The organism is Nonlabens sp. (genome assembly GCF_965657255.1).
Taxonomy (GTDB): Bacteria; Bacteroidota; Bacteroidia; order Flavobacteriales; family Flavobacteriaceae; genus Nonlabens.
Genome location: NZ_CBFHNM010000003.1, coordinates 290,329 through 307,046, shown reverse-complemented (window position 1 = coordinate 307,046; position 16,718 = coordinate 290,329). Strand labels below are relative to the sequence as shown.

The window sequence follows — 16,718 nt, the reverse complement described above, 5'->3', positions numbered from 1 at the left end:
ATGGATGTATTATTTTTTCTTGGACTAGCTTTAGGAGCCATTGCCTCGTTTTTTATTTTCAAGTACTTCTTTAAAGGTGGTAAAAGAGAAAATAGACAAGAACAAAGCGTTGTGTTGATGGAGAAAATACGCTCTGTATGTAAGTTCATTACGGTCGAAGGTGATTTTTCTGAAATTTACCACTATCAAAATGTAAAAGATAAAATTGCCAACTTTCTCTTAGGAAAAAAGAAAGCCATTATATTGATCAAGGCAAAAGCGCATATAGGCTTTGATCTTACTAAAATAGAAATGGATAGCGATCCAGATGCCAAAACGATCACGCTTAGAAACTTCCCGCAGCCTCAAATTTTAAGTATAGAAACAGACTTCAGTTATTATGATAAATCTGAAGGTTGGACTAATTATTTTACAAGTGACGACCTTACCGAAGTAACACGTAATGCCAAACAATATATTATTGACAAGGTTCCAGAAAGTGGTCTTATGGAACAAGCCAAAAAAGAAGCCATCATGGCAATTAAAATGATGGAAGGACTTGCTGCGACTATAGGATGGAAGCTGGATTACAATGCTTTGGTCCTGGATCAACCTGCTGATAATAAGAAAATAGACTCGTAATGGAAATAGACGAGCTAAGAGACTATTGTCTTTCTAAGAAAGGAGTGACAGAAGAATTTCCTTTTGATGAGGTAACGCTGGTTTTTAAAGTGATGAATAAGATATTTTGCCTGGCTGGTCTTGAGAAATGGGAACGCGGAGAGAAAACTATAAATTTAAAATGTGATCCCGAACAAGCCATCAGACTGCGTGAAAAATACGATGGAACCGTGATAGGTGGTTTTCATTCTAATAAAAAACACTGGAATACGATTTATACAGATCGGGATATGCCTTCTAAAGAAGTACAACATTGGATCAATCATAGTTATGATCTTGTCGTTTCTAAATTGACTAAAAAAGATAAAGAGACTCTAAAAAACCTCTAGTTTTGATGTAGCTTTATTCTAAATAAAGTTATTATTTCCCACTAGTTAGGATAAAAAATAAACATATTGCAATCACAACTTCAAGATTTTTACAACGAGCGTATTGCTCAATTTACAGATTCTAGCAATAGACTTCAAAATCAATTGCGACTATCCAGTACCTTCCGTTTTCTAATTTTTATAGGTGGTTGTGTGATTGTTTACTTCTTATTTGATTACTGGCAGTATGCTGTTTTAGCCGCATTTTTGATTTTTGGTTTCTTTCTTTTTCTAGTTTCCAGACATGAGAATTTAAAACGCAAACGCGATTTTCAAATCGGGATGAGAGATATTAATGGAAAAGAGCTCCAGATTCTAGATCGAGATTTTCATGGCTTTCCTACTGGTAAAGAATTTCTTGAAGACGAGCATGAATACAGTCGCGATATTGATCTTTTTGGAGTAGGTTCTTTATTTCAGTATTTAAATAGAAGTGTTACAAAAGATGGTGTAATCTCTCTTGCTCGAAAACTGAACAGTAACAATATTTCTAATATTAAAGAAAAGCAAGCAGCCGTTAAAGAACTAGCAGAAAAGGTAGATTTCAGACAAGAGTTTTGGGCTGCAGCTACTTTATTAGATAATGAAAAAGATCCCAATACGATGCTCAAATGGGTAAAGAGCTATGAATCGTTTGTTCCCAAAGCTTTTTCATGGTTATGCTGGTTATGGCTTTCATTGAGTATAGCAACCTTTACATTGTACTTCTATGATCTAGTAACTGGTTACATTCCGGCAGCTGTGTTTTTTATAGGTTTAGGAATTACTGGAAAATACATCAAGCAAATCACAACTTTTTCTAGTAACATAAGCAGTCTAGAGTTATTCTTTAGCCAGTACAGTCAGTTGATTTTTGCTATTGAAAAAGAAACTTTTACAAGTAATTTACTTGTTCAATTGAAATCACAAATCACCACAAATGGCGCTCCTGCCTCAGATCGGTTTCATAATCTTGCTAAAGCAATAGGCAGACTAGATCAAAGAAATAATATGCTTTTTGGAGTGCTTGCAAATGGTCTAGGGCTTTGGGACCTTAAGCAAGTACATACCATTGAAAAATGGCTTCAAGAAAACGCATCACATATCGAGAACTGGTTAAAAGCAGTGGCAGAAGTTGATGCAATGAGCTCGTTAGGTAACTATGCATACAACAACCCTACATATAACTATCCTACTATTCTTGAAGGCGATTTTCAATTAAAAGCTATTGATGCACACCATCCTTTACTGGACCCTAGCAAATCTATAGGTAATGATATTAAAATTTTGTCTGGCGAATTCTTCATTATTACTGGCGCAAATATGGCTGGTAAAAGCACCTTTCTAAGAACCGTGTCGATGAAGATTGTTCTTTCTAACGCTGGATTACCTGTTAGCGCGCAAAATGTAATGTATAGCCCTATAAAACTGATCACAAGCATGAGGACTAGCGACTCATTAACAGATGATGAATCCTATTTCTTTAGTGAATTGAAACGACTAAAATACATCGTAGATAAAATAGAAACCGATCGGTATTTTATAGTTCTTGATGAAATTCTTAAAGGAACTAATAGCCAAGACAAAGCAAATGGCTCTCGCAAATTGATTGAAAAACTGTCCAGAAAACACGCAACAGGAATTATCGCCACTCACGATTTAAGTCTTACAGAGGTAGCAAACGAATACGATAGTATTTCTAACTATTTCTTTGATGCAGACATCACAAATGATGAACTAACTTTTGATTATAAATTTAAAGATGGCATTGCCACTAATATGAACGCTAGTTTCTTATTAAGGAAAATGGGGATTGTCGATCAGTAGGTAATAATTTATACTGTACCTAATTGATTATCAATTACGCAACAGACTGATCTTATTGAATACATCATAAATCACTATACCTGCACAAACTGATATATTTAAACTGTGCTTCGTGCCATATTGATCTAATTCAATTACCTCTTTGCAGGCATCTACAACTTCTTGCTGGACGCCTTTAACTTCATTACCTAAAACGATTGCCGTTTTTTGGCCTTTTTGAAGACTAAAATTGAAAAGGTTTTGAGATCGTTCTGCTTGTTCGATAGCGCAGGTTGTATAGCCAGCGTCATTAAGTTTATGAATTACATCAATTGTATCTTCCACATATTCCCATTCTATGGTTTCTGTGGCTCCTAATGCTGTTTTTCTAATGTCTTTATGTGGTGGTTGGGCTGTTATCCCACAAAGATATATTTTTTCTACTCTATATGCATCTGCACTTCTAAAAACGGAACCTATGTTATTTAAACTGCGTACATTATCTAAAACTATAGTTAAAGGTGTCTTTTGACTTTCTTTAAAGTCTTTTGTAGTTAAACGATCTAGTTCTTCGTTCAGTAATTTTCTCATGATGATTAATTAGTAAAATCCCTTAGTGTTGATTGATTTAAATAATATATAAAGTTTCATATCGCTTTCGCGAAAGCGAGACAAAATAACAGCAATAAAAAAGGACAACTTTGTTAGTTGTCCTTTTTTTATCTTTTACCTAGAGTTTATAAATTCACTGCAGGACAATTACAACTCCATCTGTCCTTTTTACATAAGAAATCTATTCCTAAGGTGATCTGGTGAAAGCCACCGTTTGCAAATCGTATATCACCAAATTGATAACTGTAATTATAACCAAAAGTGAATTCTTTATACTTAATTCCAAAAATAGGAGAAAGAAGTGATAAGTTTTGTTCTTGTACACTATCACCATCTAAAAACTCTGCACCATCAAAACTTTGACGATAAGAAAGTCCCATATACAAAACACTATCATCATTAAGATCATAGTAAGCTTTTGCATTGATATCCATAAATTGCTCTGCGGTACGATCTGTACGCTGATATAAAAAAGAAGGTTCAAATTGCCAGTCACTGTTACGTGGTGCAAATAAATAACCTAAAGTAGCGATGTAACGTCGCTGGTTAGCACTTTCAAAACCTTCAGAAAAAATCTCGCGATTTTGAAAGATGGCATTCTTTACAGTAAAGTGAGCATAGAATTCTTTGTAGAAGTAAGACATACCTATATCTACATTAAAATAACTATCACTTCTAAGAACACCTGTAATAATTGGATCAAAATCAGTAAGATCAAAATCAGATTCGTCCAATCTGCTTTGAACCATACCTGCACTGATACCAAAAGAAAGACGATTTAAATCTTCAAAACCACCACCTACTTGAAGATGGTATGCATAAGAAAGATATGCACCAGTTTGAGAGTGGTATCCATTTTTATCATTGAATAAAATCGCACCTACACCACTATTTTCTCCTACTCCTGTATTGAAACTTAATGTCTGTAAATTTGGGGCGTCTTCCTGATCAAACCATTGTTGTCTAACTGTTCCTCTTACTTTACCACAAGCTGCTGCACCTGCCATGGAAGGGTGAAGTAAATAATAGTTATCAGTTAAATAATCTAAATAAACTGGAACACCTTCTTGTGCGATGGCTAGCTGGCCACTAAAAACGACAGCTAGTAAAATGAATAGTTTCTTCATGTTTAGTTTTATGTAACTCTTAACGCAATAAGCGATAAAAATGTTTTATCCGTTGTACTATTTTATTGATATTCAAAAAATCAAACAAATGTGTTTATGAACATTTGAAAAATCAAAAAATTAATCATCACTAACTTAGGTGCGAAAAGTTTCAAATATATAAATTTTTGAAGTAGCACAATGATTAATACGAATTATGTTGAGCTGTAATACCATTAATCGTGCTGTTATCTCTTATTTAGTACCATTATCGATTATAAAATAACGTTTATAGTTTTTATCGATAGTCCGAATAACCACTAGTTCTTTAGTCCTGGCTTATCTTTGCAACTCATTTATACAACTATGGAAAAGCATCAAATAAATATAATTCCTACTAGCAATGAAGCAATCATTAAATTTGAAAGCAATCATTTCCTAGTTAAGAATCACAGTTACGAGTTTAAGAATATTGATGAGGCAAAACCATCACCTCTTGCGCAACAATTGTTTTACCTACCTTTTGTTAAGACGGTTTATATCGCTCAAAACTTTATTGCCATAGAACGTTATGACATCGTATCATGGGAAGATGTGCAAACAGAAGTTTCAGAACAAATAGAAGCGTATTTAAATAGTGGAGAAGCTCTTGTAAAAACAGATGATGAAAAAAAGAAGGTTCCCGTAACTGTATATGCAGAAGCTACTCCTAATCCCAATGCAATGAAGTTTGTTGCAAATAAAAAGCTTACGGTAAACAGTAAAGAGTTTAAAAGCATCAATGATACCGAGGTAGATACACTAGCTCGCGATTTATATAAATTCCCATTTATTAAGGAACTTTATGTAGATGAAAACTACATATCTATTCAAAAACACGATGTCATCTCATGGGATGAAGTTACTCATGAAGTAAGATCTTTTATTAGAGAAACTTTAGAAAGTGGTAAATCTATAGGCGAGACTAAACATGAAAGTGCTGCTATAGTTAAAGAAAAAGGAGAGACTGTAGACTTGCCAAAATTTGAAAACTTAGATGATATTTCTAAAAAAATTGTAGAGATATTAGATGAATATATTAAACCTGCAGTCGCTAGTGATGGTGGAAATATCGTTTTTGAAGGATATGAAGAAGGCACAGGAGAAGTACGTGTTATTCTCCAAGGCGCTTGTAGCGGTTGTCCATCTTCAACAATGACTTTACGTAATGGAATAGAAACCATGCTTAAAGATATGATCCCTGGTAAAATAGATCGAGTTGTTGCCTTGAACGGTTAATAGTTGTATATTTTTTCAAACTAAAAATGTATTATTAGGGCAATTTTAAAGGTAATTGAAGTATTAGCAAATAGTGAAAATAGCTGGGAAGAAGCTACAAACAAAGCGGTTGAACATGCTTCAAAAAGTGTAAAGAATATCAGGTCAGTTTATGTAAACGAGCAAAGCGCACAAGTAAAAGATGGTAAAGTATCTGAATACCGCGTAAATATGAAAATCACATTTGAAGTGAATTAATTCTATCCTGCCTTAAACTCCTTAAGGTAAAAAGGTTCAAAATAAGCGACATCTACAGTGTCGCTTATTTTGTGTTTTTCAAGAGCCAGATGACACATTGTAAGCGCTGTAGGATTAGAATTAATGTAATTGTGCTGATCTTCAGAAATCAGATCTTTAAATTTTTGTACTCCTGTACCAATGAATGTAGTCGTTCCGCTTTCGCGAAAGCGAGAAAAACTACTCTCATCCAACACCACTGCAGTAACTTCTTGTAATTGATCACCTTTTTCAAAAACAGCTGCATAAACTTCCATTCTACGAGCGTCTAACATGGCAATCGTTGTATCTGCTGAACTATTTTGCTTACTCAAAGATTGTAAGGTACTAATAGATATCATAGGTATATCAAGAGCATAACACAATCCTTTAACTGAAGCGACACCAATACGCAAACCAGTATAAGAACCAGGACCTTCACTAACAGCAATGGCATCTAGGTCCTTTACGGAAAGGCTATTGCGAGAAAGGATTTCTTTGATATAAACATGTAAACGTTCACCATGGCTGTAACCATCGCTATTGTCTTCTAATAAGTCCAGACAGTCTGTAATACCAAACTGATTAACAAAACCACCATTTTCTAATGCAAGAGCAACAGAGCAATTTGTAGAAGTCGTTTCAACACATAAGATTAAAGACATAGTTACTCTTATTTCTCTTCTAGAACTTCCTCGTTTTTCTTTGAATCGTTCTTAGAAGAAACAAGTTTTCCAGATTTTAAAGTTTTTGTAACCGTTCTATATGGACCAGTAATCACCTTATCGCCTTTCTCTAATCCGGTAAGTACAACAATATTTTTATCGTCTTGAATACCTGTAGTTACTACTCTAAGTTTAGCCTTACCATTCTCTTCCAGATATACGCATTCAAACTTCTCATCCACTAAAGAAAGATCTTTTGATACTTTTGAGCTTTCTGTAGTATCATTTTTGATCACAATAGAGCTTATAGGAATCGCAATCGCATCTTTCTTTTCTCTAGTAATAATATCCACTGTTGCCGTCATACCAGGTTTAAATGGACTATAATTTTCGCTTTTACCTTCAACTAACTCTTTATAACTTTCTGGTACAATTCTAACTTTCACTTTAAAATTTGTTACCTGATCTGCACTTAAAGTTCCTGTTGCAGTGTTTGCTATTTCAGTTACTTCTCCTTCAAACTTTCTCTTTAAATAGGCATCAACTTCCACAATTGCTTTGTCACCTACTTCAATTTTAACAATATCATTTTCATTAACATCAACTTCAACTTCCATTTGAGAAAGATCTGCAACACGCAATAATTCTGTACCAGCCATTTGTTGCGTACCTACAACTCGTTCCCCTAATTCCACTGCTAACAAAGAAATAGTTCCTGTCATAGGCGCAAATATGCTCGTACGACCTAGGTTATCACTTGCTTCATTTACCGTTGCTCCAGCACTCTGTACAGAATAATAAGCAGATCGTTCTGCAGCTTTTGCTCTTTGATACGCAGCTGTAGATGTGTCAAACTCTGCTCTAGAAATCACTCCTTTTTCAAAAAGCTTAGAAGAACGTTCATAATTTGCTTTGGCCTCTACAAGGGTTGCTTTTGCTTGTTCAAATCCAGCTTTGGTATTAGCAAGTCCCGCTTGTGATCTACTCACACTAGATTGCAACAAATCAGGATTGATTTTAGCAAGAAGATCACCTTTCTTAACTGCCTGACCTTCTCTAATAGGCAACTCTATAATTTCTCCAGGAACTTCTGGAGAAATACTTACTTCTACCTCTGGTTTGATCTTTCCTGTCGCACTTACCGTTTCAGTAACGTCTATGTTGGTAACTTCCATCACTTCTACGGCTATCCCTTCTTCTCCATTACCAGCAACCATTTTGTAGCCAAAAAAGCCCAAAATTGCTAAGGCAATTATAATTACTAGGATAATAATAGTTTTTTTCATGGTATTATAGTTTTAAGTCTTTTGGATCAATACCAAAAAATAATTCAAGAACCTTCAACCTAAATATGTAATCATATTTTGCTTGATTCAAGGATATCTTAGTGTTGTCATATCTCAATTTGCTCTGACTAAAATCAAATGCATTAGTAAGTCCAACATTATAGCGTTCCCTAGCATATTCGTAAGCTAATTCTTGAGACTCCAATGACTTCTTTGCAGCATCATATGATTTACGAGCACCTTTCACATCAACATAAGCCTGATAAACAGTACTCTCTAGGTCTAGTTGTGATTGTTTCAATTGCAATTCACTTCTTTCCAGGTTAATTTTACTGCGTTCTACATTACTACGAGCACTAAATCCATTGAAGATAGGAATGTTCAATTGAAATCCGTAGGAAATACCATCGTTTTGATACAATTGGTTTACAAAAGGATCTGCAGCTATTACAAAACTTTCTGTATTCAAAACTTCACTAACAACAGCTTGTCCTGTCCCTTGAACAACCCCTATTTGTTCAGTGATAGTTGGGTTGTTAGGGTCTGCTAAGCGCTGACCGAATGAAGTAGCGTCTGTATATCGAGTATCATAACCAAAGAAAGCACTTAACGTTGGGTAATAAGCTCCTTTTGCTATTTGAAGATCCTTAATTGCAAGTTCAACATTTTGTTCTGCTATTTTGACTTCTGATCTATTTTCTTCGGCCGAGTTAATAATTTCAGAGATAGGTCTTTCTGATATGCCGGTGTCTACAACTTCATAATCATCTGCTGCAATATCAAAAGTAGCGTAGTCTTTTATAAGTAGCAGTTGTGCCAGGCTTACCTTGCTTATAGTCACTGCATTTTCTGCCTGGATGATTTGCTGCTGTTCTGCCGCATCTGTGGCTTTAATTTCTAAGAGATCTCCTTTAGGTAATTGACCAGCATCTACTAATGCTTGTGTTTGATTTACCTGCTCCTTAGTTACCTGGTTCTGACCGATAAACGTTTCTAGATTTGCTTTATTTGTTAAAATTTGAAGATAATTGTTTGCAACTGCGAGTGCAATATCATCTTTCATTTTGTCCAATCTGTATTCTCCAGCAATTTTAGAAATTTCTGCGCGTTGCAGATTTCTAAAGTTTCTTAAGCCGTTAAAAACAGTGTAGCCAACATTTACTCTACCAGTTGCTGACAAGAAGGTAGTAGTTTGAGCGTTATTAGTTAATGGGTTAAAACTCAAACCAGTGTTTTCAGCTAAACTTGAATTTGCAGATAAGGTAGGTAACATATTTCCTAAAGCACTTAATTTTTCAGCGTCTACTGCTTTAAGATCTAATTCACTTTGTTGGATAGAAATATTATTGTCTAATGCATACTGTACGCATTCTTGTAGTGTCCATGTTTTTTGTGACTGTGCTTTCGCGAAAGCGAAACTCAAAATAACAACACTGTAAATTAATAGCTTCTTCATAATATGATAATGTCTATATGTAGATTTAATATGTGATTTGTTACAGAAAATAAATTATCCGCCAAAATTACCTCTACCAGCAGGTATTTTTAAAGCGTTCCAAACTTTGATTTCATCACCTTCTGACACACCTGAAATCACTTCAACATTTATTCCATTACTCAGTCCCAACTCTATGTCACGACGTTCAAACTGTTGATCGCCTAAAGAAATTTCTATAAACGGTTTTTGTGTTTTAGGATCGTATTGAACTAGTGCTTCTTTGATACTCAACACACTATCTCTTCTATCTAATATAATACTTGCGTTTGCGCTTAATCCTGCTCTTATAAAAGTAGCATCATCAGATGTTTTAAGTGTTCCTTTGATAGCAAATTGAATTGCACCATTTTCTGCAATTCCTTTAGGTGCTACATAATCTAAAACAGCGTCAAATTTTTTATTATCAAAGGCTCCAACTGTTATGACTAAATCTAATCCTTCTTTGATTTTGCCTACTTCACTTTCGTCTACTTTACCTTCAAAAATCATTTTATTGACGTCTGCGATCATTGCTATAGAAGTCCCTTCATTAAAGTTGTTTGCTTCAATAACTTGATTTCCTTCTTTCACAGGAACATCTAAGACCATTCCAGAAACCGTAGCGCGTATTGATGTTTGCGCTAGGTTACCTAAACCTGCGGTAGTACCTGTTCTGATGATATCATAATTTTGTTGTGCACCGGTAAGATTTACTTGCTCTTGTTTGTAACGTTGTTGTGCATTGTTATATGCGTTTTGAGCAAGGTCAAATTCATTTTCTGAGATAACCCCTTTTTCAAAAAGCACTTTTTGCCTATCATAAATGGCTTTTTGATTATCACGAGCTAATTTTGCAGTTTCTACAGTGGTACGCGCTCCAGCAATACTATTTTTGGCATTTGTTAATGAAGACACATTAGGAACTACTTTGATATCTGCAATAAGGTCTCCAGCGTTAACAAAATCTCCAGCCTCTACATGGATTTTATCGATAACGCCTGATATGTTAGGCTTAATATTTACCTCTTCTTTAGGGACAATACTACCAGTGGCTACCGTCTCTTTTATGATGGTTTCTTTAGTAGGTTGTTCTGTTGTGTAAGTAATAGGGTCTTCTCTATCTTTTTGCCAGATATAGTAAATTCCTGCACTTGCAAGCAAGAGAATTATAATTAATGTGATTACGGTTCCTGTACGTTTCATTATTGTTGCTTAGTTGTTATTCTGTTCTTAATGCATCTACTGGTTTCATAGTAGTTGCTCGTGATGCTGGTATGAATCCAGCTAATAATCCTGCTATAGTTAATATGATTAAGGCTATTACTACTACTACAATATTTACGGATGGATTTGCAAAATTATCTACAGGACCACTTTGGTCTAATAAATAATTCATAAGCCATATCAACCCTGCTGCAAAAGCAATCCCTGCCAATCCAGAGATTAATGTTAATACGATAGATTCTTGAAGAATTTGGGCTTTTATATTCCATGGTGTTGCTCCTAATGCACGACGCACTCCTATTTCATTAGTTCGCTCTTTTACCACTATGAGCATGATGTTTGAAATTCCAATTCCTCCTGATAGAAGAACCAACGCACCTACAAAATATCCTACAAAAGCTAGGATATCAAATAGCCCATTAAATTTGGCAAATTCTTCTGCAACATCATTGTTCCCGATAGCCCTTTGATCTGTAGGGTGAACACTGTGCTGCTCTTTCATTATATCAATTACTTGTTGTTTGATGGAAGTTATACTCGTGCCATCATAAGCTGTGAGTGTCATCCACCTTACCTCATCTGCAGAGTTAAATGCCTTTCCAAAAGTCGTAAATGGAATAAAAATCGTGTTTGCTTCTTCCTCGCTATCACCATTAGTATTAGGATTATCAAAAACACCAACGACTTTAAAATTCACTCCTTGAAGTGTGATATAAGTACCTATAGGCTCTTCTCCTATATCGTAAAGAGCTTTTACTACATCAATACCGATCACAGCACTTTTCATTTCTTGTTGAATGTCAGAATAGCTAAGCCATCTTCCTTTCAAAATATCCATATACTGTTGATTGATAAACTCTGGATAATCACCATTAACTTGAAATGCGCCGGTTTTTTCATTGCGTGTAACATTATTTGAACCACGATAACCACCTAATTGTTGCCTAGGAGACACGTATTGAAGAGCTGGAAGTTTGCGCTTCAATGCTTCAACATCTGCCAGTTTAAATTGTATTCTACGTCCTTTATTCAAGCCTTTGTACGGTATAGAAGTACTTTGTCCCCATATATACATTGTATTTGTGGCTCGATTAGCAAATTGAACACTAACACCTGTTCTTAATCCATTAGTAAGTGCTAATAAAGTGACTAAAATAAAAATACCCCAAAACACACCAAAAGCGGTTAATAAGGTTCTCATTCTATTTGAATTGAGCGCTTCTAAAATTTCATTCCATCTATCTCTACTAAACATATTATTCGTCTCTTAGTGCATCTATAGGTTTAATATTTGCTGCTCTCCTAGCCGGAATGAATCCCGCTATTGCACCAGCAACAACAAGGATTATTACTGTTGTAATGGAAGTGGTAAAATCTACTGTGGGATTATTTATAAAATCATTTTCAATATATGGCGCCGCTAGTTCTAAAAGACCAACACCTAGAAATAAACCTATAAGTCCAGCAAGACTGGTAATGAAAATAGATTCTTGAAGAATCATCAAAATTATTTCACTCGGTAATGCTCCTAATGCTTTTCTAATTCCTATTTCTTTTGTTCGTTCCTTAACTACAATAAGCATGATATTTCCTACACCTACGATACCAGCGATAATTGTACCCAAACCAATAAACCAAAAAACCGCTTTTAAGGTATCGATCAAATCAAAAAATGGTTTTGCTTGTTCTAACGTGTCTCGGACTCTTATGGCAACTCTATCATCAGGAGCAACCGTAAACCTTGTTCTTAAATCTTGTTCAATAGACTGCGTCATTTGGGCACTTAGCTGTGCAGTTTCATTAAAATTCTTACCCATATTAACCGTATAAGCAATACTATTAATATTCTCTCCTTGATTAAAAACCTTTTGAGCCGTTTTTATAGGTATAAACATTCTAGATTCTTCTCTTGTCCCACCTGGATCTGTATAAACGCCTACAACAGTAAAGTTAATATTGTTATTGACAAGGATAATTTTACCAATTGGATCAGTTTCAGGAAATAAATCTTGCTTCATTTGATATCCTAGGATGGCCACTTTACGAGATTCTTCATTATCAGATAAACTGATAAACCTTCCATCAGACAGCGTTGCATTTTCAATAAATTGTTGATCAGGATACACACCTTCTACTCTATAACTACCTTGTTTATCTTTATAATTTACTTGCCCACCCCAAGTACTATAGAGACTAGTTTTATATTCTAGCTGGTCCTCATATTTTCTATTGAGATTCTCATAATCCTTATTAGTTAACTGAAGTCTGCGACCTGGATTGAGCCCTTTAAATTCTTTAGTAGTGATTCTAGTTCTTATTTGAATACGGTTTGTAGCATCACTAGAAAACTCTTCCTTCACGCCATTTGCTATTCCTGAGGAAACACCTAGAAGAATAACCAAAATAAAAATACCAGATGCTACAGATAAACTCGTTAGAAATGTGCGTAGCTTATTCTTACGAATAGTATCAAATATTTCTTGCCAGCTCTCTAAATTAAACATGAGGTATAGCTTTTACTTGATCTACAAGGGTGTCATCTATAATTCTACCATCTTTAAGATTGACAATGCGCTTAGTCATTTGAGCGATATCCGGCTCGTGAGTAACAATAAGTATAGTGCGGCCTTCTTCATTAATTCCTTGAATCAAATCCATTACCTCATAAGAAGTTTTTGTATCCAATGCTCCTGTAGGTTCATCTGCTAGAAGGACTTTAGGGTTACTAGCTAATGCTCTTGCTATAGCAACTCGTTGTTTTTGTCCACCAGAAAGTTGATTAGGCAAATGATCTGCCCAATCAGCAAGTCCTACTTTTTCTAAGTAATACATTGCTTTTTCATCTCTTTCCTTACGATTAACTTTTTGATAATATAATGGCAATGCAACATTATCAATAGCGTTTTTGTAACTAATCAAATTAAAAGACTGGAAAATAAAACCTAGGAATTTATTGCGATATTGAGCTGCAATTTTCTCATTAAGGTTCTTTATCGGTGTGTTATCTAATGTGTAGGAACCACTATCAGCTTCATCTAACATTCCTAAAATATTAAGAAGCGTTGATTTACCAGAACCAGAAGAACCCATTATGGAAACTAGTTCGCCTTCTTTAACTGAAAAATCAATACCCTTTAATACGTGTAAAGAGGTGTTTCCAGTCTTATAAGATTTATGTAAATCAGTGATTTCAATCATGGTTAGTGTTTATCAGATTTGCCTTGGGCAGATCTATTTTAACAAGACCGTAAATTTCAGTACTTGTTACACTAATTCCTTATAATAATATGTTAATTCACACCCATCTGTGTTTAATGGGTGTTAAAGAGTTTTAATAGGTTGAAGGCTACACCTCTATATCTTCAGATTTTTTCTGAGTATTGCGGTAAATCATGTAGATAATTGCTCCCACAAGAAGATATGGAAATGCCATTAAATAAGTAATTCCATTATTTAAACCTTCAGCAGCTGCGGTATCTCCAGAACTTTCTATAACGGCACGGCACATGGCGCATTGCGCTTTCGCGAAAGCGGGAAAACTGAAAACAATTAATAAAACTAGTAGCTTTCTCATAACAATATTTTAGTAGTAAGGTTGCATAAAAACATACACAAGAACACCACTTATTGCAACATATAACCAAATAGGAAAAGTCCAAGAGGCAATCTTCTTATGTTTTTCAAATTTTTTAGTCCAAGCAAAATACATCGTGTACAACACTAACGGCAATATTATAGCACAAAGGACGATATGGCTTACTAAAATAAATAGATACAAATACCTAAATGGAGCGTCTACAGGATAAGAAACAGGCTCGTTACTTATCTTAGAAATCACATAACTGACCAAAAATATAGCGCTCAAAACAAAAGCTGTAGTCATCACATATCGATGTGCGATACGATTTTGCTTTTTAATTAAAGTAACACCAGTAACTAACAACAAGGCGGTCATACCGTTAAGCACCGCATGAAATAATGGCAATAAACCAGCGTCAACTCCTAAAAAATTGTATCTCTCTGGCATAAAAATTAAAACTACTACTACTAAAGGAACTAATATAGAAATAGCTATAATAATCGCTGGACCTCTTTTTTCTAACATATTTACTTATTTAAAAGTGTTTCTGCATCTTCAATAATCTCTTTAATCTGCGCAGGAATATCGTTTTCTTGGACGCCATTATAATGGTAAATCCAATTTTCATTTTGATCGTCTATTCTTACTTTACGCGATCTTATGTAACCATCTCTATCTACTAATGCAAAATTACCACTGTGTTCAAAGCGTATATCTTGATTTTCACTTTCGGCAACATAAGCATTGAAGCCTTCTCTACTTAATCTGTAGGTAGCTTCTTTATCACCTGTTAAAAAATACCAATTATCATTAGCATCGTACTTTTGAGCATATTGCTTTAATACTTCAGGCTGATCATTATCAGGATCTATGGTAATGGATACGGCTCTAAAATCTTTTTGATCTTCTAAGGCCTGACTGACTTTTGACATATTCATACTCATAGGAGTACAGATGGTAGGACACGTAGTGAAAAAGAAATCGATCACATAAACCTTACCTAATAAGTCTCTGTTAGTTATTGTATCTCCGTCTTGATTGATAAATTCAAAATCAGGGACTTTATTGAATTTCTTCAAAAATTTATCTGCGACAGGAATGCGATCTTCTGACCTATTACTATCTGTGACTTTGTTTTTCTGTACGTAATCAATAACATTTGTTACTGCAAAGTAGCCAAATATGATTATAACGATACCAAGACCTACGTAATAAGGAGTGTCTTTCTTATTGCTCATTCATCTGAATTTTTTCGTCTCTATTTTTTTTGAAAGCAAACCTATATTCTGCTAGAAGAACTCTCATGTCATCCATCATTCTTTTGTTCAAATTTGCAATTAAATATGTGTCATATCCATATACAACACCTAGTTCTTCATCATCAGTTCTTCCTCTGAGCGATAACTGTTTATCTACAATAAAGGCATGTTCTGAAGAGAGGTCCTTATTCAATGTAAGGTTAGATTTAAAAGAGTTGAAAAAGTTTTTAATCTCTTCTTCATCTGCAACAACAAAATGCCAATCGCTTAGGTCTGTTGTTTCTGACATCTGAGATTTTATTTCCTCTATATCTTTAACACCTTCGGCAGGTAGAATACTGATCATTTGATAACCATCAAACTCATGAAAATCTTTGTAAATTTTCTCATTTATGTTAGATACATAACCGATGCGGTTGTAAGGATTGTTTCCTAGAAAATTAATAATCGAAACACTATCCTTGAGACTAATCTGTTCACCTTCAATTGTTTTAAACGCATCTAATTCCAGAACGTTCTCTGTAACGATTGGTAGTGTTTTAAAGTGATGCTCTCCATTTAGAAAAAATAAATACGTAAGTAATGGCAAGGCAAATAGAATAAGCAGTACGCTAACTATCGCTACTCTACTAGTTTGTTTAATTCCTTGGGCCTTAGGAAAGTTGGACATAATCTTATATAATTATTTTCAAAATGAGGTATAAAAAAGGACGGTAAAACCGTCCTTTTTATATGTTTATAAAGTCGTCATTAGAAGTCTCTACTTACAGCTGCACTCTTGTAAACTTCATAGATGTAATCTCCTTCTACTAATAAAATAGCTATTAGATAGATAACAAGAAATACACCAGTCCAGACCACTGCTCTTCTTAAGCCACTTGTCTCATCTCTCATGTGCATAAAATCCCAAGTGATGTAATAAGCTTTTACCAATGTAAGGATAATGAATATCCAGTTCAAATATTTAAGAGCTAGAAAAGTTCCATTTAAAAAATCTGGTTTGATGTATCCTAGAACTACTTCTATAATAGTAAGTATCGATAGGAATATCAATACACCCCAAATTTTTTGCGTGTTTGATTTAAATTTTACAAGACCTCTAAAGATCTCTAATTTATGCTCTGCGTGTCCGTCGCTATGTGCTGCGTGATCTGCCATTTTAA

19 protein-coding genes are annotated in these 16,718 nt (G+C 34.6%); 5 read left to right on the top strand and 14 right to left on the bottom strand.

All coding sequences use genetic code 11. The features are described 5' to 3' along the window. The 3 genes from ACTF54_RS05700 (at nt 1) to ACTF54_RS05690 (ending at nt 2,834) form a co-directional block, all read left to right on the top strand. Nucleotides 1-621, top strand: coding sequence for a DUF4230 domain-containing protein (locus tag ACTF54_RS05700; protein ID WP_438968916.1), 621 nt, complete (start codon nt 1-3; stop codon nt 619-621). Further along, nucleotides 621-989: an MmcQ/YjbR family DNA-binding protein gene (locus ACTF54_RS05695; RefSeq protein WP_347196792.1), complete on the top strand. Its 369-nt coding sequence runs from the start codon at nt 621-623 to the stop codon at nt 987-989. Before ACTF54_RS05700 ends, ACTF54_RS05695 begins: the two co-directional genes overlap by 1 nt. Nucleotides 990-1,055: 66 nt before the next feature. Beyond that, on the top strand, nt 1,056-2,834 hold the full coding sequence (locus ACTF54_RS05690; protein ID WP_438968915.1) for a MutS-related protein: 1,779 nt from the start codon (nt 1,056-1,058) through the stop codon (nt 2,832-2,834). A gap of 30 nt (nt 2,835-2,864) precedes the next feature. Here ACTF54_RS05690 and ACTF54_RS05685 read toward each other — a convergent pair whose 3' ends face one another. Both ACTF54_RS05685 and ACTF54_RS05680 read right to left on the bottom strand, forming a co-directional pair. Further along, nucleotides 2,865-3,404 carry an RNA methyltransferase gene (locus ACTF54_RS05685; protein WP_347196794.1) on the bottom strand — a complete coding sequence of 180 codons (540 nt, stop codon included), beginning with the start codon at nt 3,402-3,404 and terminating at the stop codon, nt 2,865-2,867. A gap of 146 nt (nt 3,405-3,550) precedes the next feature. Then, nucleotides 3,551-4,552 (bottom strand): PorP/SprF family type IX secretion system membrane protein, encoded by a 1,002-nt coding sequence (locus ACTF54_RS05680; protein WP_347196795.1) that lies wholly within the window; start codon nt 4,550-4,552, stop codon nt 3,551-3,553. Between the two features lie 345 nt (nt 4,553-4,897). Between ACTF54_RS05680 and ACTF54_RS05675 the strand changes: the two genes are divergently transcribed. Further along, the gene (locus ACTF54_RS05675; RefSeq protein WP_438968914.1) at nt 4,898-5,809 is read left to right on the top strand and encodes a NifU family protein; all 912 of its coding nucleotides are present in this window, start codon (nt 4,898-4,900) and stop codon (nt 5,807-5,809) included. 33 nt (nt 5,810-5,842) lie between these two features. Beyond that, nucleotides 5,843-6,046, top strand: a complete 204-nt coding sequence (locus ACTF54_RS05670; protein WP_347196813.1) for a dodecin family protein — start codon at nt 5,843-5,845, stop codon at nt 6,044-6,046. A gap of 2 nt (nt 6,047-6,048) precedes the next feature. Here ACTF54_RS05670 and tsaB read toward each other — a convergent pair whose 3' ends face one another. The 12 genes from tsaB to ACTF54_RS05610 form a co-directional block, all read right to left on the bottom strand. Next, complete coding sequence (gene tsaB, locus ACTF54_RS05665; protein WP_347196797.1) at nt 6,049-6,729, bottom strand: tRNA (adenosine(37)-N6)-threonylcarbamoyltransferase complex dimerization subunit type 1 TsaB; 681 nt, start codon at nt 6,727-6,729, stop codon at nt 6,049-6,051. An 8-nt stretch (nt 6,730-6,737) separates the two neighbouring features. Beyond that, the gene (locus ACTF54_RS05660; RefSeq protein WP_438968913.1) at nt 6,738-8,015 is read right to left on the bottom strand and encodes an efflux RND transporter periplasmic adaptor subunit; all 1,278 of its coding nucleotides are present in this window, start codon (nt 8,013-8,015) and stop codon (nt 6,738-6,740) included. 4 nt (nt 8,016-8,019) lie between these two features. Further along, nucleotides 8,020-9,471, bottom strand: a complete 1,452-nt coding sequence (locus tag ACTF54_RS05655; RefSeq protein ID WP_347196799.1) for a TolC family protein — start codon at nt 9,469-9,471, stop codon at nt 8,020-8,022. A 54-nt stretch (nt 9,472-9,525) separates the two neighbouring features. Then, nucleotides 9,526-10,695 (bottom strand): efflux RND transporter periplasmic adaptor subunit, encoded by a 1,170-nt coding sequence (locus ACTF54_RS05650; protein WP_347196800.1) that lies wholly within the window; start codon nt 10,693-10,695, stop codon nt 9,526-9,528. Between the two features lie 16 nt (nt 10,696-10,711). Then, nucleotides 10,712-11,971, bottom strand: coding sequence for an ABC transporter permease (locus tag ACTF54_RS05645; RefSeq protein WP_347196801.1), 1,260 nt, complete (start codon nt 11,969-11,971; stop codon nt 10,712-10,714). A 1-nt stretch (nt 11,972) separates the two neighbouring features. Continuing rightward, entirely contained in the window at nt 11,973-13,220 is a 1,248-nt protein-coding gene (locus ACTF54_RS05640) for an ABC transporter permease (RefSeq protein ID WP_438968912.1), read from the bottom strand. Further along, nucleotides 13,213-13,914 carry an ABC transporter ATP-binding protein gene (locus tag ACTF54_RS05635; protein ID WP_347196803.1) on the bottom strand — a complete coding sequence of 234 codons (702 nt, stop codon included), beginning with the start codon at nt 13,912-13,914 and terminating at the stop codon, nt 13,213-13,215. Before ACTF54_RS05635 ends, ACTF54_RS05640 begins: the two co-directional genes overlap by 8 nt. Before the next feature lie 148 nt (nt 13,915-14,062). Then, entirely contained in the window at nt 14,063-14,290 is a 228-nt protein-coding gene (locus ACTF54_RS05630) for a hypothetical protein (protein ID WP_347196804.1), read from the bottom strand. Nucleotides 14,291-14,299: 9 nt separating this feature from the next. Further along, the gene (locus tag ACTF54_RS05625; RefSeq protein ID WP_347196805.1) at nt 14,300-14,821 is read right to left on the bottom strand and encodes a DUF420 domain-containing protein; all 522 of its coding nucleotides are present in this window, start codon (nt 14,819-14,821) and stop codon (nt 14,300-14,302) included. Between the two features lie 2 nt (nt 14,822-14,823). Continuing rightward, on the bottom strand, nt 14,824-15,534 hold the full coding sequence (locus tag ACTF54_RS05620; protein WP_347196806.1) for an SCO family protein: 711 nt from the start codon (nt 15,532-15,534) through the stop codon (nt 14,824-14,826). After that, nucleotides 15,524-16,225, bottom strand: coding sequence for a membrane or secreted protein (locus ACTF54_RS05615; RefSeq protein WP_347196807.1), 702 nt, complete (start codon nt 16,223-16,225; stop codon nt 15,524-15,526). Before ACTF54_RS05615 ends, ACTF54_RS05620 begins: the two co-directional genes overlap by 11 nt. Nucleotides 16,226-16,305: 80 nt before the next feature. Then, nucleotides 16,306-16,713 carry a cytochrome C oxidase subunit IV family protein gene (locus ACTF54_RS05610; RefSeq protein WP_347196808.1) on the bottom strand — a complete coding sequence of 136 codons (408 nt, stop codon included), beginning with the start codon at nt 16,711-16,713 and terminating at the stop codon, nt 16,306-16,308. Nucleotides 16,714-16,718 lie beyond the last annotated feature (5 nt).

What these genes read in the sequence shown, in the direction of transcription:
- ACTF54_RS05675 (WP_438968914.1), top strand. Translation starts at nt 4,898, where the DNA reads ATGGAAAAGCATCAAATAAATATAATTCCTACTAGCAATGAAGCAATC.
- ACTF54_RS05630 (WP_347196804.1), bottom strand. Translation starts at nt 14,290, where the DNA reads ATGAGAAAGCTACTAGTTTTATTAATTGTTTTCAGTTTTCCCGCTTTC.
- ACTF54_RS05640 (WP_438968912.1), bottom strand. Translation starts at nt 13,220, where the DNA reads ATGTTTAATTTAGAGAGCTGGCAAGAAATATTTGATACTATTCGTAAG.
- ACTF54_RS05655 (WP_347196799.1), bottom strand. Translation starts at nt 9,471, where the DNA reads ATGAAGAAGCTATTAATTTACAGTGTTGTTATTTTGAGTTTCGCTTTC.
- tsaB (WP_347196797.1), bottom strand. Translation starts at nt 6,729, where the DNA reads ATGTCTTTAATCTTATGTGTTGAAACGACTTCTACAAATTGCTCTGTT.
- ACTF54_RS05610 (WP_347196808.1), bottom strand. Translation starts at nt 16,713, where the DNA reads ATGGCAGATCACGCAGCACATAGCGACGGACACGCAGAGCATAAATTA.
- ACTF54_RS05685 (WP_347196794.1), bottom strand. Translation starts at nt 3,404, where the DNA reads ATGAGAAAATTACTGAACGAAGAACTAGATCGTTTAACTACAAAAGAC.
- ACTF54_RS05650 (WP_347196800.1), bottom strand. Translation starts at nt 10,695, where the DNA reads ATGAAACGTACAGGAACCGTAATCACATTAATTATAATTCTCTTGCTT.
- ACTF54_RS05615 (WP_347196807.1), bottom strand. Translation starts at nt 16,225, where the DNA reads ATGTCCAACTTTCCTAAGGCCCAAGGAATTAAACAAACTAGTAGAGTA.
- ACTF54_RS05625 (WP_347196805.1), bottom strand. Translation starts at nt 14,821, where the DNA reads ATGTTAGAAAAAAGAGGTCCAGCGATTATTATAGCTATTTCTATATTA.
- ACTF54_RS05680 (WP_347196795.1), bottom strand. Translation starts at nt 4,552, where the DNA reads ATGAAGAAACTATTCATTTTACTAGCTGTCGTTTTTAGTGGCCAGCTA.
- ACTF54_RS05645 (WP_347196801.1), bottom strand. Translation starts at nt 11,971, where the DNA reads ATGTTTAGTAGAGATAGATGGAATGAAATTTTAGAAGCGCTCAATTCA.
- ACTF54_RS05700 (WP_438968916.1), top strand. Translation starts at nt 1, where the DNA reads ATGGATGTATTATTTTTTCTTGGACTAGCTTTAGGAGCCATTGCCTCG.
- ACTF54_RS05635 (WP_347196803.1), bottom strand. Translation starts at nt 13,914, where the DNA reads ATGATTGAAATCACTGATTTACATAAATCTTATAAGACTGGAAACACC.
- ACTF54_RS05620 (WP_347196806.1), bottom strand. Translation starts at nt 15,534, where the DNA reads ATGAGCAATAAGAAAGACACTCCTTATTACGTAGGTCTTGGTATCGTT.
- ACTF54_RS05695 (WP_347196792.1), top strand. Translation starts at nt 621, where the DNA reads ATGGAAATAGACGAGCTAAGAGACTATTGTCTTTCTAAGAAAGGAGTG.
- ACTF54_RS05660 (WP_438968913.1), bottom strand. Translation starts at nt 8,015, where the DNA reads ATGAAAAAAACTATTATTATCCTAGTAATTATAATTGCCTTAGCAATT.